The organism is Mycolicibacterium llatzerense (assembly GCF_025331195.1).
Lineage (GTDB): Bacteria > Actinomycetota > Actinomycetes > Mycobacteriales > Mycobacteriaceae > Mycobacterium > Mycobacterium llatzerense.
Window position 1 is genome coordinate 246,618 of sequence record NZ_LXOV01000018.1, and the last position, 14,852, is coordinate 261,469.

General features: G+C 66.8%; 14 protein-coding genes. 5 read left to right on the plus strand and 9 right to left on the minus strand.

Annotation, left to right across the window (positions count from 1 at the left end):
• Positions 1 to 5: 5 nt before the first annotated feature.
• Entirely contained in the window at positions 6 to 659 is a 654-nt protein-coding gene (locus A7G45_RS30850) for a TetR/AcrR family transcriptional regulator (protein WP_260943114.1), read from the minus strand.
• Positions 656 to 2,884, minus strand: a complete 2,229-nt coding sequence (locus A7G45_RS30855; RefSeq protein ID WP_260943116.1) for an MMPL family transporter — start codon at positions 2,882 to 2,884, stop codon at positions 656 to 658. Before A7G45_RS30855 ends, A7G45_RS30850 begins: the two co-directional genes overlap by 4 nt.
• A gap of 336 nt (positions 2,885 to 3,220) precedes the next feature.
• Between A7G45_RS30855 and A7G45_RS30860 the strand changes: the two genes are divergently transcribed.
• Complete coding sequence (locus A7G45_RS30860) at positions 3,221 to 3,343, plus strand: hypothetical protein (protein WP_020099274.1); 123 nt, start codon at positions 3,221 to 3,223, stop codon at positions 3,341 to 3,343.
• A gap of 212 nt (positions 3,344 to 3,555) precedes the next feature.
• Here the strand turns inward: A7G45_RS30860 and A7G45_RS30865 are convergent, their stop codons facing one another.
• Genes A7G45_RS30865 through A7G45_RS30875 form a run of 3 tightly spaced genes read right to left on the minus strand, consistent with a single transcriptional unit; the run spans position 3,556 to position 6,475 of the window.
• Positions 3,556 to 4,557, minus strand: coding sequence for an NAD(P)H-dependent flavin oxidoreductase (locus A7G45_RS30865; RefSeq protein WP_260943122.1), 1,002 nt, complete (start codon positions 4,555 to 4,557; stop codon positions 3,556 to 3,558).
• Positions 4,558 to 4,588: 31 nt separating this feature from the next.
• Positions 4,589 to 5,341, minus strand: a complete 753-nt coding sequence (locus A7G45_RS30870) for a 3-hydroxyacyl-CoA dehydrogenase (RefSeq protein WP_043395639.1) — start codon at positions 5,339 to 5,341, stop codon at positions 4,589 to 4,591.
• 39 nt (positions 5,342 to 5,380) lie between these two features.
• Positions 5,381 to 6,475, minus strand: a complete 1,095-nt coding sequence (locus A7G45_RS30875; protein ID WP_043395642.1) for a CaiB/BaiF CoA transferase family protein — start codon at positions 6,473 to 6,475, stop codon at positions 5,381 to 5,383.
• Positions 6,476 to 6,595: 120 nt separating this feature from the next.
• Here A7G45_RS30875 and A7G45_RS30880 point away from each other — a divergent pair, with 120 nt between their 5' ends.
• Positions 6,596 to 7,387, plus strand: a complete 792-nt coding sequence (locus tag A7G45_RS30880; RefSeq protein WP_260943126.1) for an enoyl-CoA hydratase — start codon at positions 6,596 to 6,598, stop codon at positions 7,385 to 7,387.
• A gap of 80 nt (positions 7,388 to 7,467) precedes the next feature.
• Positions 7,468 to 8,751, plus strand: a complete 1,284-nt coding sequence (gene tet(V), locus A7G45_RS30885; RefSeq protein WP_043395646.1) for a tetracycline efflux MFS transporter Tet(V) — start codon at positions 7,468 to 7,470, stop codon at positions 8,749 to 8,751.
• 51 nt (positions 8,752 to 8,802) lie between these two features.
• Here tet(V) and A7G45_RS30890 read toward each other — a convergent pair whose 3' ends face one another.
• Positions 8,803 to 9,318, minus strand: a complete 516-nt coding sequence (locus tag A7G45_RS30890; RefSeq protein WP_043396016.1) for a gamma carbonic anhydrase family protein — start codon at positions 9,316 to 9,318, stop codon at positions 8,803 to 8,805.
• A 111-nt stretch (positions 9,319 to 9,429) separates the two neighbouring features.
• Here A7G45_RS30890 and A7G45_RS30895 point away from each other — a divergent pair, with 111 nt between their 5' ends.
• Complete coding sequence (locus A7G45_RS30895; protein ID WP_260943359.1) at positions 9,430 to 10,650, plus strand: MFS transporter; 1,221 nt, start codon at positions 9,430 to 9,432, stop codon at positions 10,648 to 10,650.
• A gap of 133 nt (positions 10,651 to 10,783) precedes the next feature.
• The gene (locus A7G45_RS30900; RefSeq protein ID WP_260943130.1) at positions 10,784 to 11,515 is read left to right on the plus strand and encodes a fasciclin domain-containing protein; all 732 of its coding nucleotides are present in this window, start codon (positions 10,784 to 10,786) and stop codon (positions 11,513 to 11,515) included.
• 70 nt (positions 11,516 to 11,585) lie between these two features.
• Here A7G45_RS30900 and A7G45_RS30905 read toward each other — a convergent pair whose 3' ends face one another.
• Genes A7G45_RS30905 through A7G45_RS30915 form a run of 3 tightly spaced genes read right to left on the minus strand, consistent with a single transcriptional unit; the run spans position 11,586 to position 14,673 of the window.
• The gene (locus A7G45_RS30905; protein WP_260943132.1) at positions 11,586 to 12,728 is read right to left on the minus strand and encodes an acyl-CoA dehydrogenase family protein; all 1,143 of its coding nucleotides are present in this window, start codon (positions 12,726 to 12,728) and stop codon (positions 11,586 to 11,588) included.
• Between the two features lie 2 nt (positions 12,729 to 12,730).
• Complete coding sequence (locus A7G45_RS30910; protein ID WP_043395655.1) at positions 12,731 to 13,531, minus strand: crotonase/enoyl-CoA hydratase family protein; 801 nt, start codon at positions 13,529 to 13,531, stop codon at positions 12,731 to 12,733.
• A complete protein-coding gene (locus A7G45_RS30915) occupies positions 13,528 to 14,673 on the minus strand; it encodes a thiolase family protein (protein WP_043396021.1) in 1,146 nt (381 codons plus the stop codon). The genes A7G45_RS30910 and A7G45_RS30915 overlap by 4 nt, the downstream gene beginning before the upstream one ends.
• Positions 14,674 to 14,852: the final 179 nt, after the last annotated feature.

Here is a 14,852-nt window from a genome sequence, read left to right on the forward strand (position 1 = left end):
ACCTTTCAGTCGCTCGACCAGCCGGATATCGCATCCGGCCCGCCCAGTCCTCTCACCATGCCACCGAGGCACGCGGCGCTGAGCACCTGGTCTGCGAAGTCCTCGAGATCGCCGAACGGCAGATACGGCCGCGAGATGAACTGTGCTGCCAGACCGTGTGCCACCGTCCACAATCCGAGCGCCGTCACCGTCACATCTCCACGCGGATAACTGCCCTCGTCCATCATGGCCTGCACCGAATCCCGCATGTGCACGAAGGCCGCGGTATTGAGGGCCTCGTCCACGTTGCTGCCCGGATGCCCTTCGGACATCATGGCGATCCGGTAGAGCTCGGGGTTCTGCCGGGCGAAGCGGACGTACGCCAGTCCCTGTGCACGCAACCGGTCGATCGTCGTCGGTTGCTCGGCGGCTACCTGCTGCATGACATCGTCGAGCCGCTCGAAGTACCGGCCGCAGACCGCGTCCAACAAGGCGTCCTTGTCAGCGAAATGCAGGTAGATCGACGGCGGGGTGATGCCCACCCGCTGCGAGACCGACCGGATGGACACCGCCTTCTCCTGATTGGATTCCAGGAGCAATTCAGTTGCTGCGTCGAGGATTTCGTCGCGCAGCTGGTCTCCCGACCCGCGCGGGGCGCGACGCCGCTTGGTCGCGGTCACTGCGCTCCGCACGCCGATGGCACGGGTGGCTCGGCCGCACCGGACTCACTGATACCGATGCGTTTGTGCAGCCGGGCCAGCGGCGCCGGCGCCCACCAGTTCCACCGTCCCATCAGGTGCATGAAGGCCGGCACCAGCACGGTCCGGACCAGGGTCGCGTCCACCAGAACGGCGATGGTCAGCCCGAGACCGAACATCCGCATGAACGACACCTCCGCGGCGATCAGCGCGCCGAACGATATCGACATCACCAGGGCCGCGGCGGTGATCACCCGGCCGGTGTGGGCCAGCCCGAGCGCGACGCTCTCGTCGTTGTCCCTCTCGACCAGCCAGAACTCACGGATGCGCGCGACGAGGAACACTTCATAGTCCATCGACAGTCCGAACGCGATGCAGAACAGCAGCACCGGCATGTTGGATGCCAACGTCCCGGTGGCCGTGGTGCCGAGCGCGCCCAGATGGCCGTCCTGGAAGATCCAGACCAGTGCACCGAACGCCGCGGTGAGCGAAAGAACGTTGAGCACAACGGCTTTCACCGGAAGCACCACGCTGCCGGTGAGCAGGAACAGCAGCCCGAGCGTGATGACGGCGATGGCGGCCAGCACCCACGGCAGCCGATCGGTGACAGCCTGCACGCTGTCGTGGCTGATCTGCGCCACGCCGGCGAGCTGCACCGTGCGCCCGTCCGGTCCCTTGACCGCGTGCACCGCGTCGAGTTGCGCCTGCGACGCGTCGGAGAACAGCGGAGCGCTGCTGCCGATGGTCAGGAAGGCGCTGCCGTCGACGATCGCGGCACCGGGACCGGCCGGCCCCACCTTCCGTCCGCCGACGAAAGTTCCGGTCGGCGCGGTCACTTCGGTGACAGCGGCGACGCGCGAGAGGTCGGCGGCGTAGGCATCGAAGGCTGCGGGAGCCAGTCCGGCGGCGTCGGGAATGACGGCCGTGATGTCGGTGGCCGAGTTGTTGGCGAAGTCGTTGCGCAGCTGGTCCCCCACCTGGTGCGCGGACGCGGTTGTCGGCAGCACCCGCTCATCGGGGAAACCCCATTTCGCGCTGAGGAAGGGTGCGCCCAGGACCAACAGCAGCGCGACGACGGCCAGACCGGCTGAGACCGAACGGCGCATCACCGCTTTCGCGGCGCGGTACCAGAACATCTCCTGCACCGGCTTGGGTGTGGTGTTGCGCCGGAACAAATGCGGCAGGCTGAGGGCGTCGAGCCGGTCGCCGAGCAGCCAGATGGCGGCCGGGGTGACGATCACCGCGGCCGCGGCGGCGAACGCGACCGTCGCGATGCCGGCGTAGGCGATGGACGTGAGGAAGTACATCGGGAACATCAGCATCGCTGCCATCGACAGGCCGACCGTCGTCGCCGAGAACAGCACGGTGCGGCCCGCGGTCACCATGGTGCGGATCAACGCCTTATCCCTGGGCTGCCCCTCGGCCACCTCATCGCGATAGCGGCTGATGATCAACAGCGTGTAGTCGATGGCGAGGGCCAGCCCGAGGGCCGTGGCCACATTGAGCGCGAACACGGATACGTCGGTGAAGAACGTGATGGTCCGCAGCACCGCGAGCGTGCCGGTCATGGCCAGGCCGCCGACCAGAATGGGGAGCGCGGCGGCGACCAGTCCGCCGAACACCCAAACCAGCACCAGGAAGCTGAGCGGTATCGCGATGGATTCCATGACGAGCAGGTCGTGCTCGGTCTGGGTGTTGATCTGGGAGTAGACCATGGCTCCACCGCCGGCCTTGACGGTGACGCCCGGCCGGTCGTGCACCACCTGATCGGCGAGCTCCTGGGCGTATTTCTGCGCGTTGTTCTCGCCGCCGTTCATCCCGGCCACGATCAGCCCGGACTTCCCGTCCTTGCTGATCAGCTCCCCGGCCGCAGCCGGGGGCACCGTCCAGGCCGAGGACACGTAAGCGACGTGGGGTGAGGCCTTGAGATGGTCGACGATGTCGCGGGCTGCCGCGGAGGCGGCCGGCCCGTGCACCCCGTCGGACGCGGTGACGGTAACCAACATGGGCATGTCGCCCTGGTGGAACTTGGTGGCCAGTAGCCGGCTGGCTTGTGAGGACTCCGCCTTCGGGTCTTGGAAACCGCCCGCGGGCAAGGTCTTGACCACCGGGACGCCGAAGATTGCCGCAGCGATCAGGACCAGCCCTGCCAGCGCCAGAATTCTCCTCGGCGCGGCGATGGCCAGCAGCGCAATGCGGTTCAGCATGGATTCCCCTTCACGAAACACCGCTAAGTTAACGACGATAACTTAGGCGTGTCAACAGTCGCTCACCGTGGTCACGAGATCTATTGACGTCTGGTTCACCCGGCCTACCAGGCACTATCTGCGTGATCGCCGTCATGTTTGCTACTGGCCAGTGAACTAAGCCGCGATCAGGAGCCCATACAGCGCATCAAGATCACCCGTGGCCTTGTGGAATGTGAGCTACCCACCAGTTACTTAGGGGTCCGGGTTGGCCAACCTACCCACCGGTAAGAATTGCCAGCGTTTTCCGAATCGTGACTCAAAGATTTCTTAATAGCGACCCATAGCCTCATAGACATGTGGATCGACGACACCAACGCAGATGTCATCAAAGTAGATTTCGATGCCCTGTACCACGGGGACGTCCTGATCGAGGGTGACACGTCCGAGCAGTTCCCCGACCTCGCCGAGGCCGTCTGATTCCGCGGGTCCACCCGCGAGTCTGACGCCGCGCTGAGGCGCTACCGTCCGTGCGCCCTAACGGCGCACAAGGACTCGTAGGGGTAATTACCAGCATCAAAGCCGCCGACCGATAAGGTCGGCGGCTTTTTGTGCGTCCGGGGCATGCCACCCCAAAACGACTGAGGGCCGCGACTCCAGTGGAGTCGCGGCCCTCAGCGCAGTTGTGCCGGTTAGACGGAAGCCAACTCGGCTTCGCCGGCTCCGACCATTCCGGCCAGGCGACCGGTGATGATTTCCTCGGCTTCCCCGACGATGCGGCTGATCAGCTCGTCGCAGGTCGGGATGTCGTGGATCAGGCCCATGACGGTGCCCGCGGTCCAGATACCGGCGTCGACGTCGCCGTTCTCGAACACCTTGCGGCCCCGCACGCCGGCCACCAGATCCTTGACGTCCTCGAACTGGCCACCGCCCTTGAGGATTTCCACCACCTCACGCGAGACGGCGTTGGACGCCACGCGCGCGGTGTTCTTCAGGCTGCGGAAGATGAGCTCGGTGCCCCGCTCGTCGGTCGCCACGATGGCTTCCTTGACGTTCTGGTGGATGCACGACTCGACGGTGCACATGAACCGCGTGCCCATGTTGATGCCGTCCGCACCGAGCGCCAAAGCCGCCACCAGGCCACGCGCATCCCCGAAACCGCCCGAGGCGATCATCGGGATCTCGATCTCCTTGGCCGCGGCCGGGATCAGCACCAGGCCGGGCACGTCGTCCTCACCGGGGTGACCGGCGCACTCGAAACCGTCGATGCTGATGCCGTCGACGCCCAGGCTCTGGGCCTTGACCGCGTGGCGGACCGAGGTGCACTTGTGCAGGACCTTGATGCCCGCATCATGGAACATCGGCAGGTGCGGGCCGGGGTTGGAACCGGCCGTCTCCACGATCTTGATGCCGGCGTCGACGATCACCTTGCGGTACTCGTCGTACGGCGGCGGGTTGATCGACGGCAGGATCGTCAGGTTCACACCGAACGGCTTGTCCGTCAGGTCGCGGGTCTTGGCGATCTCGCCTGCCAGATCAGCCGGCGTCGGCTGCGTCAGCGCGGTGATGAAACCCAGACCGCCCGCATTGGCAACGGCGGCAACCAGTTCCGCGCGACCGACCCACTGCATACCGCCCTGGGCGATCGGGTGCTCGACACCGAACGTCTCGGTGAACTTCGTAGAAATTGCCATCAGCTGTGCTCCTTGCTCTTCGCGCAGGCGCTCATCGCGGCGCCATCCGGATCGCACCGTCGAGACGGATGACCTCGCCGTTGAGCATCGGGTTCTCGATGATGTGCTGCGCCAGGAAGCCGTACTCGTCGGGGTCACCCAGGCGGCTGGGGTGCGGCACTTGCTGCCCGAGGGAAGCCTGAGCCGCTTCGGGCAGCGAGCCCAGCAGCGGGGTCTTGAACAGACCGGGGGCAATGGTGCAGACGCGGATCAGCTCACGCGACAGGTCGCGGGCGATCGGCAGGGTCATACCGACGACGCCGCCCTTGGACGCCGAGTACGCGGCCTGACCGATCTGGCCGTCGTACGCCGCCACCGAGGCGGTGTTGATGATGACGCCCTTCTCACCGTCGACCGCCTCGGTCTTGGCGATGCGCTCGGCCGACAGGCGGATCACGTTGAACGTGCCGATCAGGTTGACCTCGACCACCTTGCGGAAACCGGCCAGCGGGAACGCGCCGTCCTTGCTCAGCGTCTTGATGGCGTTGCCGATGCCGGCACAGTTGACGTTGATCCGGACCGGGCCCATCTCCTCGGCCGCATCCAGCGCCGCGGCAACGCCGGCCTCGTCGGTGACGTCGGTGGCGACGAACTTGGCGCGCGGGCCCAGCTCGGCGACGACGTCCTCACCCTTGAGGTCGATGACGACGACGCTGCCGCCGGCGTCGAGCAGACGCTTGGTGGTCGCCAGGCCCAGGCCTGACGCGCCACCCGTCACGACAGCTACGGAATCTTTGATCTGCATTGATGCAATCCCTTCTTGTTACGGAAATCTGCTGCGGCCTCAGGCCCAGTCGTGAAGCACGGACTCGGTGTCAGATCCGGGCACGCGCGGCGGTGTCGGAGTGGCCGGCACGGTGCGGGAGAACCGCGGTGCCGGCATCGGCTCGAGGTTGCCGCCGTCTTCGGGAGCGAACCGGAAGAAGGTGTCGCGCTCGGCGATGTGCGGCTCGGTCTCGACCTCGGCGAAGCTGAGCACGGGGCTGACGCACGCGTCCGAACCGGTGAAGACCTTGGTCCAGTGGTCGCGGGTCTGCGCCTTGAAGGCGGTGGTGAAGATGTCGCGCAGTTCGGGCCACCGGGCGACGTCGTTCTGGTCGGGCAGGGCTGCCGGATCCAGTTCCAGCTTGGCCAGCAGTTCGGCGTAGAACTGCGGCTCGATCGAGCCGACTGCCATGTACTTGCCGTCGGCGGTCTCGTAGGTGTCGTAGTACGGCGCACCGGTGTCGAGCATGTTGGTGCCGCGCTCGTCGCTCCACATGCCCTGCCGGCGGAAGCTCCACATCATCTGCATCAGCACGCTGGAGCCGTCGACCATCGCGGCGTCGACCACCTGGCCCTTGCCGGAGGTCTGCCGCTCGAACAGCGCCGACAGGATGCCGACCAGCAGGAACATCGAGCCACCGCCGAAATCGCCCGCCAAGTTCAGCGGCGGCACCGGGCGCTCGCCCTTGCGGCCGACGGCGTGCAGCAGGCCGTTCAGGGAGATGTAGTTGATGTCGTGGCCGGCCTGCAGCGCGCGCGGGCCGGTCTGGCCCCAACCGGTCATGCGGCCGTAGATCAGGCGCTCGTTGACCTTCGCACAGTCCTCGGGGCCCAGACCCAGACGCTCGGTGACGCCCGGCCGGAAGCCTTCGATGAGGACGTCGGCCTTCTTGATCAGGGACAGCACTAGCTCGCGGCCTTCATCACTCTTCATGTCGGCGGTGACAGAGCGACGGTTGCGCAGCATGGAGTCGGCGCTGGGCTTGCCGGACTTGCTCGGGCGTTCCACGCGCACCACGTCGGCGCCCAAGTCTCCGAGAATCATCGCCGCGTGCGGGCCCGGGCCGATGCCGGCCAGCTCGACAACGCGCAGTCCCTGCAATGGTCCAGCCATTTTCATGCACCTCTTGGTAGATCGTTTGATCCCAGTCGTGTTGACCGCGACATAGCTTACTTGTATAACGAAGTCTGTCTAGTGCGGGCATCTGGCCCGCCCATGAAACTGGGGTACTGAATGACTTACACCGGATCCGACGATCTGACCGTCTCACTGGACGACGGCGTGTTGTCCGTGACGCTCAACCGGCCGGACACGCTGAACTCGTTGTCACTGAACATGCTCGAACTCATCGGCGATGCGGTGCTCCAGGCCGCGACCGATCCCGCGGTCAAAGTGGTCCGCCTCGGCGGCGCGGGTCGCGGCTTCTGCTCCGGCGCGGGCCTGAGCCCCGAGGACCAGGACGCCAAGAAGTTCGACGCGGCTGCCGTTCTGAACGCCGCGAACCGCGCCGTCGCCGCACTGGTGAACCTGCCGAAGCCCGCGGTCGCAGTCGTGCACGGCGTCGCCGCCGGTGTGGGCGTCTCGCTGGCCCTCGGATGCGACATCGTCCTGGCATCCGAGAAGTCGTCATTCCTGTTGGCTTTCACCAAGATCGGGCTGATGCCCGACGGCGGTGCCTCGGCCTTGGTCGCCGCGTCGATCGGGCGGGCCCGGGCCATGCGGATGGCGCTGCTTGCCGAGAAGCTGCCCGCCGCCGAGGCCTACGCCGCCGGACTGGTCAGCTCGGTGCACGCCGCCGACGACCTCGACGCCGAGGTGGATCGGGTGCTCGCGGCGCTCAAGTCCGGTCCGGCCGTGGCCCTGCGCAAGACCAAGCAAGCCGTCAATGACGCCACCCTGACCGAGCTGAACAACGCGTTCGCCCGCGAAACCGCCGGGCAGATCCAGCTTTTGCACGCCGCCGACTTCATGGAGGGCGTGACGTCCTTCCAGCAGCGGCGGCTGCCGGTCTACTCCGACGTCTAACCGGTGATTTGTGCACGTTTTTCCGCGCCTACCGCGGAGAACGTGCACAAATCGCTTGACGGGCGCGGGACGATGGATTGGTGAGTTCCCAGTTCGACGTCGACACGCCCGAACCGCGGATCACTGACCGCTGGCGGGTATTCGCGCCCTTACGTTTCCGCGAATACCGTCTGCTCATCGCGGCCGTCTCACTGTCCATCTTCGCCGAGGGCATGTGGACGGTCGTGGCCGCGCTGCAGGTCATCGCGCTGGACAACGATCCGGCCGCGCTGTCTCTGGTGGCGACCTGTCTGGGTACCGGCCTGGTGTGCTTTGTGTTGGTCGGTGGCATCGCGGCCGACCGGCTGAACCGACGCAACATCATCATCACCGTCGAGGTCGTCAACCTCGCCGCGGTGACGGCCGTCGCTGTCCTCAGTTCGACTGGGGCGCTGCGTGTTTGGCACATGGCCGTGGCAGCGGCGTGCCTCGGCATCGCGGCCGCGTTCTTCTTCCCCGCCTACAGCGCGCTACTGCCCCGCATACTGCCGCCCGAACAATTGTTGGCGGCCAACGGCATTGAGGGCGTGGTGCGCCCGGTGCTCCAGCAGGCGATCGGCCCGGCGGCCGCCGGTGTCCTCGTAGGACTGACCTTCCCGAGCGTCGGCGCGACCACCGTTGCGGTGTTGTTCGGCGTGGGCCTGGTCCTGCTGGTGGCCACCAGGCCAAGCACCGTCCGGGCCGACGAGGAACCGGTCGAGCACAAGCACGTACTGCACGATCTGCGCGACGGTTTCAGGTTCATGACCCGCACCCCGTGGCTGTTGTGGACGTTGCTGGTCGCCAGCGTCTACGTGCTGGTGGTGCTGGGACCCATCGAGGTGCTGGTGCCGTTCATCGCAGAACGACGCTTCGAAGACGGTCCGCGCGCCTACGGGTTCATCATGGCCGGATTCGGCATCGGCAGTGCCGTTGGCGCGCTGGCGGTTTCCTACGCCCGGATGCCACGGCACTACCTGACCGCGATGATGGCGATCTGGGGTCTGGGCGCGTTGCCATTGGCCGTGGTCGGCAGCACGTGGTCGTTCCCGGTCATGTTCGCCGCGACGTTCCTCGTCGGCATCGGCGAGGGCGCCAGCATGGTGATCTGGGGAACGCTGCTGCAAATGCGGGTACCGACCGAGATGCTGGGCCGGGTCTCGAGCCTCGACTTCTTCGTCTCACTGGTGTTCCTGCCGGTGTCTTACGCGATCGTCGGCCCGCTGTCGAAAATCGTTCCCATGCAATGGATTTTCGTGGTGTCCGGCGTCCTGCCGGCAATCCTGACGGCCTTCGCGTGGGTCGTGGCGAAGATGCGGGCCGACGAATTGGCCCACCCGCTCTAGGCTTCGGCGTGATCCGTAACTGTCGGCGCTACGCGGATCACGCCGAAATCCCTAGCCGCGGTGCAGTGTGAGCAGGTGCTCGTAAACCTGGCCGTTGATGCGGTTGTGGTTGATCTCGTCTTCGGTGAGCTCACGCCGAATCTTGCCCGGCACGCCGGCGATCATCGTTCCCGGCGGCACCACAAACCCCTGCGGCACAACAGTTCCGGCCGCCACCAGCGAACCCGCGCCGATCCGCGCGCCGTTGAGCACGATGGCGCCCATGCCGACCAGGGCACCGTCCTCGACGGTGCAGCCGTGCAGGACCGCGTTGTGCCCGACGCTGACGCCGGCGCCGACCTTCACGGGGAAGCCCGGGTCGACGTGCACGGTGCAGCCATCCTGGATGTTGGAGCCTTCACCGATCTCGATGGGCTCGAACTCGGCACGCAGCGTCGTGCCGTACCAGATGCTGGCCCGCGCGGCGAGCGTCACCTGGCCGAGCACCGATGCGGTCGGCGCGACCCACGACTCGTCGTGCAGCTGCGGGGCATGGCCCTGGATGGGAAGAATCAACGGTCCTGACATGCGGGCCATGTTAGGTCGCACCCACTGACGGCCGGGAGTGTGGCGCAATCTGTGCGGTTCGTGTCGGTTCCGCCACTGGCCTACCCGTGGCGCCACCGGCACAGTGATGCGGTGACGCTCACCTCGACGACAGCGCCGACGCGCGCCGCGTGGGCCGTGGCCGCGGTCAGCTTCCTGGCCATCCTGGCCGCCGCGGGCTTCCGGGCTGTGCCCGGCGTCCTGATGGACCCGCTGCACCACGAGTTCGGCTGGTCGCACGCCACGGTGGGCCTCGCGATGTCGGTCAACATGACGCTGTTCGGGGTGACCGCCCCGTTCGGGGCCGCGCTGATGGACAGATTCGGCGTCAGGCCGGTGCTGTCGGTGGCGCTGGGGCTGATCACGGCCGGTTCGGCGTTGTCGGTCCGGATGACGACCGGCTGGCAGTTGGTGGCGTGCTGGGGCGTGTTGGTCGGCATCGGCACCGGATGCATCTCGATGGGCTTCGTGGCGACCATTGCCACCCGCTGGTTCGACGAACGTCGCGGCCTGGTGACCGGCGTGCTGACCGCCGCCAGCGCGACCGGACAACTGATCTTCCTGCCCGTGGTCGCCGAGGTCGCGACCCGGCACGGCTGGCGCTTGGCCTGCCTCATCGTCGCCGCGGCCGCATTCGCGGTCATCGCACCCGTCGTCATCGTCATGCGCCACCACCCGCCCATGCCGGTCACCGCACCGACGAACGGCTTCCGGTCGGCGCTGGACGGGCTCGTCATCGGCGCCCGGGTGCCCGCGTTCTGGCTCCTGGCGGGCAGCTTCGCGATCTGCGGCATGACCACCAACGGGCTGATCGGCACCCACTTCATCCCTGCCGCCGGCGACCACGGCATGCCGACGACGGTCGCCGCGGGTCTACTGGCCACCATCGGCGTCCTCGACGTGGCCGGCACGGTCTGTTCGGGCTGGCTCACCGACCGGGTCGATCCGCGACTCCTGCTCACCGTCTACTACATCGGACGCGGGATTTCCCTGATGCTGCTGCCTTCGCTGCTTTCCCCGCACGCCGACCCGGGCACCTGGGTGTTCATCGTGTTCTACGGCCTGGATTGGGTTGCCACGGTGCCGCCGACGATCGCGCTGTGCCGCGACTACTTCGGTGATCGGGCCCCTGTGGTGTTCGGCTGGGTGTTTGCCGCGCACCAAGTGGGCGCCGCGGTCGCAGCGGCCGCGGCCGGCTGGCTTCGGGACCTGCAAGGTAACTATGACCTGGCCTTTCAATTGGCCGCGGGCCTGTGTGCGGTGGCCGCGGTGCTGTGCTTCAGCGTGCGAAAAGTGCAGGTCAGCACCGCGTGACCTCACCGGACCACCGGTAGCTGATTTTGCTGTTTCGCAGCGCCAGCCATTACCATTCGACGGGCGCCACGCCCCGGCTGGGGTCTCCCCGATCGGTCCGTGTGCGCGACATGAACAGCTGAGGAGCCGAACCATGAAGACTCGCACCAGCAGATTTCTGGGCGTAACCGCGGCCGTCGCCGCCCTGACGGCGTCGCTGCCGCTGGCGGTGTCCGCCTACGCAGACCCGCCACCGCTGCCGCCGCCGACCAACAAGACGCCGGACCCCAAGGGCCCCGGCTGCGACCAGGTCAAGGTCGGCATGCCCGATCTGAGCACGCTGACCAACAAGCCGGTGAGCGCCGCGCTGGCCAGCATCCCGTCGATCAGCACCTTCAACTCGGCGATCTCCGGCGGGCTGAACCCCGACGTGAACATCACCAGCGTGCTGGACAACGGCCCGTACGTGGTGTTCGCACCCACCAACGCCGCCTTCGAGGCACTGGACCCGGCCAAGCTCGCCGCGCTGAAGGCCGACCCTGCCGCGCTGACGAGCCTGGACTACTACCACGTCTTCCTGGGCGTGCTGGGCAATGACACCGTCAAGGGCCAGCGTCCGACGCAGCAGGGCACCCAGATCAAGGTGACCGGCGACGGCGGCGACATCAAGGTCAACGACACCGCCAAGCTGGTCTGTGGCGCGATCGAGGCGAGCAACGCCCGCATCTACATCATCGACACCGTGCTGGACCTGGCGGACGCCCCGACCCCGGTCACCGCCGCGGGCAGCGGGACCTCCACGTCGGCCACCACGACCACGTCGACCTCGGCGGCGCCGAGCACCACCGAATCGGCTCCGGCCACGACGACGTCGGCCGCGCGGTAGCCAGCCAGACAAACGAAATCGGCGCCCCCGCACCACATTGTGCGGGGGCGCCGATTGGCTTTTGGAGGACTTACAGGCCCAGATCGCGGCCGATGATGTCCTTCATGATCTCGGTGGTGCCACCGAAGATCGTCTGGATGCGGGAATCGCAGTAATCGCGGGCCACGCGGTACTCCATCATGTAGCCGTAGCCGCCGTGCAGCTGCACGCAGCCGTCGATGACCTTCTTGGCGGTCTCGGTGCAGAACCACTTGGCCTTCGCCGCCTCGACGGCGGACAGATCACCGTCGACGACGCCCTGCAGGCACCGGTCGATGTACCGCTCGCACACGTCGAGCTCGGTGTCCATCTCCGCAAGCAGGAAGCGGTTGTGCTGGAAGTTGCCGATCGACTGCCCGAAAGCCTTGCGGTCCTTGGCGTACTGCAGTGTCTGGCGCCAGGATTCGCGCGCGCCAGCGATCGCCGAGATGGCGATGCCGAGCCGCTCTGACGGCAGGTTCTGCATCAGGTGGTAGAAGCCGCCACCTTCTTTGCCGAGGATGTTCGCCGCCGGCACGCGGACGTTCTCGAAGTGCAGCTCCGAGGTGTCCTGCGCGTGCAGGCCCATCTTGTCCAGCTTGCGCCCCCGCTCGAAGCCGGCCATCCCACGTTCGACGACCAGCAGCGTGAAGCCCTTGTGCCCGGCCTCGGGGTTGGTGCGACACACCACGACGACGAGGTCGCAATTGATGCCCGACGAGATGAATGTCTTGGAGCCGTTGATGATCCAGTCGTCCCCGTCGCGGACGGCGGAGGTCCGGATGCCGGCCAGGTCACTGCCGGCGCCGGGCTCGGTCATCGCGACGGCGAGGATCAGCTCACCGCTGGCGATGCCCGGCATCCACCGCGCCTTCTGCTCGTCGTTCGCGAGGTGCTTGAAATACGGTGCGACGACGTCGTTCTGGAGGCTCAGCGACGGCGCGGGGCCGCCGTAGCGGGCCAGCTCCTCGTCGATCACGGCATTGAACCGGAAGTCGTCGGACCCACCGCCGCCGAACTCCTCGGGCATGTTGAACCCGATCAGGCCGTACTTCCCAGCGGCGAGGAACGCCGACCGGTCGACCATGCGCTGTTCTTCCCACTTCTCGGCATTGGGGACGAGCTCGCGCTCGATGTACTGCCGGGTGGATTCCCTCAGCGCTTCGTGTTCGTCTTCGAAAACTGTCCGCTTCATTACTATTTCGCTTTCCAAACGGGCTCGCGCTTCTGCGCGAAGGCCAACGGTCCTTCTTTGGCGTCCTCGGACTGCAGCAGGGTGACGAACTCGCGGTTGGTGCGCTTCCAGCCGTCCTTCTCGCCGGTCACCACGCCGTCGTCGGCGCCGTAGGCCACCCGCTTGCTGGCCTGCACGGCCAGCGGCGCGTTGGACGTGATCCGTTCCGCCAGCGCCAAAGCCGCGTCGACGACGGTGCCGTCCGGCACCACCTGGTTGATCAGGCCCCAGCGCAGCGCGTCGGCGGACGTCATCGGCTCACCGGTGAACAGCAGCTCCAGCGCCACCTTGCGCGGCAGCTGCTCGACGATGCGGAACACACCGCCGGCACCGGCGATCAGTCCGCGTTTCACTTCCGGCAGGCCGAATTTCGCGCTCTCCTCGGCGACCACCAGGTCGCTGGCCAACGCCAGTTCCGAACCGCCGCCCAGGGCGGTGCCGTTGACGGCCGCGATGGTGGGCTTGTCGATGAAATGGCTGACGTAGCCGGCGAAGCCCCAGTCGGTGTGGTCCGGGTGGAAGAGGTTCTCGCCGCGCGACAGCGCCTTGAGATCCGCACCGGCACAGAATGATTTGTCGCCGGAGCCGGTGATCACGACGGCCCGGATCTCGGGGTCGTCCTGCGCGGCCTGCAGCGCGTCGCCGACACCGATGCTGACGGCCTGGTTGACCGCGTTGCGGGCGTCCGGCCGGTTGATGGTGATCAGCAGGACGTTGCCGCGACGTTCCGAGAGCGCGCCGGGTTCGGCGGCAACAGAGGTCACAACAGCTCCAGGATGGTCGCGTTGGCCTGGCCGCCACCCTCACACATGGTCTGGAAGCCGTACTGAATTCCGTTGTCCCGCATGTGGTGCAGCAGGGTGGTCATGATGCGGGCGCCGGAACCGCCGAGCGGGTGGCCGAGGGCGATGGCGCCGCCGTTGGGGTTCAGGCGGTCCTCGTCGGCGCCGATGTCCTTGAGCCACGCCATCGGAACCGGTGCGAAGGCCTCGTTGACCTCGAAGACGCCGATGTCGCCCACGCTCAGGCCGGACTTGGCCAGCGCCTTCTGAGTGGCAGGGATCGGGGCGCTCAGCATCATCACCGGGTCGGCGCCGGCCAGGACCCCGGTGTGCAGCCGGGCAAGAGGCTTGAGGCCCAACTCTTTTGCCTTCTCCGCCGACATGATCAGCAGTGCCGCCGAGCCGTCGGAGATCTGCGAGGCGTTTCCGGCGTGGATGACACCGTCTTCCTTGAAGGCCGGCTTGATCGCGGCCATGGCCTCGACGGTGCCGCCGCGACGGATGCCGCCGTCCTCGGAGACGATATTGCCGTCCTGGTCCTTGATCGCCACGATCTGGTCTTTGAAGACGCCGGCATCCTGTGCGGCAGCGGCTTTTTCGTGCGAGCGCAGCGAGAACTCGTCGAGCTGGGTGCGGGACAGGCCCCACTTCTCGGCCATCATCTCGGCACCGGTGCCCTGGTTCGGGGTTTCGGTGTAGCGGGCGCGGAACGCCTCCGGGTAGGGGTGGCCGCCGTTGGCGAGCGACGAGCCCATCGGGGTGCGCGACATCGATTCGACGCCACCGGCGACGACGATGTCGTAGTGGCCGGCGACCACACCGGCCGCGGCGAAGTGCACCGACTGCTGACTGGAGCCGCACTGGCGGTCGACGGTGACACCGGGGACGGTCTCGGGCCAGCCGGCGGTCAGCACCGCGGTGCGGGCGATGTCGAGGGCCTGCTCGCCGGCCTGCATGACGCAGCCCCAGATCACGTCGTCGACCAGCGCGGGGTCGACGCCCGCGCGCTGCACCAGCGCGTTGAGTACCTGAGCCGACAGCTCGGCCGGATGCACACCCGACAGGGCGCCGTTGCGCCTTCCGATGGGTGACCGGACTGCCTCGACGATGACTGCTTCTGCCACGGACTTCTCCTTCAACGATGAATTGACACCCGTAAACACGCTTTATCAGTGAACATAGAACAGTAGGTTTACTAGGTCAACCTACTAGTTGGTAGGCAGGCGCCATTTCCGCGAATGAACGGCTAATGCCATCCCACATGGTTTACTGAGTTGCCTAACACGAGGCCAGCACATTCGGT

Bases quoted from the DNA above. Each gene is read 5' to 3' on its own strand.
- A7G45_RS30875 (WP_043395642.1), bottom strand. From the start codon at position 6,475: ATGGCTGGACCATTGCAGGGACTGCGCGTTGTCGAGCTGGCCGGCATC.
- A7G45_RS30905 (WP_260943132.1), bottom strand. From the start codon at position 12,728: ATGAAGCGGACAGTTTTCGAAGACGAACACGAAGCGCTGAGGGAATCC.
- A7G45_RS30900 (WP_260943130.1), top strand. From the start codon at position 10,784: ATGAAGACTCGCACCAGCAGATTTCTGGGCGTAACCGCGGCCGTCGCC.
- A7G45_RS30870 (WP_043395639.1), bottom strand. From the start codon at position 5,341: ATGCAGATCAAAGATTCCGTAGCTGTCGTGACGGGTGGCGCGTCAGGC.
- A7G45_RS30865 (WP_260943122.1), bottom strand. From the start codon at position 4,557: ATGGCAATTTCTACGAAGTTCACCGAGACGTTCGGTGTCGAGCACCCG.
- A7G45_RS30880 (WP_260943126.1), top strand. From the start codon at position 6,596: ATGACTTACACCGGATCCGACGATCTGACCGTCTCACTGGACGACGGC.
- A7G45_RS30860 (WP_020099274.1), top strand. From the start codon at position 3,221: ATGTGGATCGACGACACCAACGCAGATGTCATCAAAGTAGATTTCGAT.
- A7G45_RS30855 (WP_260943116.1), bottom strand. From the start codon at position 2,884: ATGCTGAACCGCATTGCGCTGCTGGCCATCGCCGCGCCGAGGAGAATT.
- A7G45_RS30890 (WP_043396016.1), bottom strand. From the start codon at position 9,318: ATGTCAGGACCGTTGATTCTTCCCATCCAGGGCCATGCCCCGCAGCTG.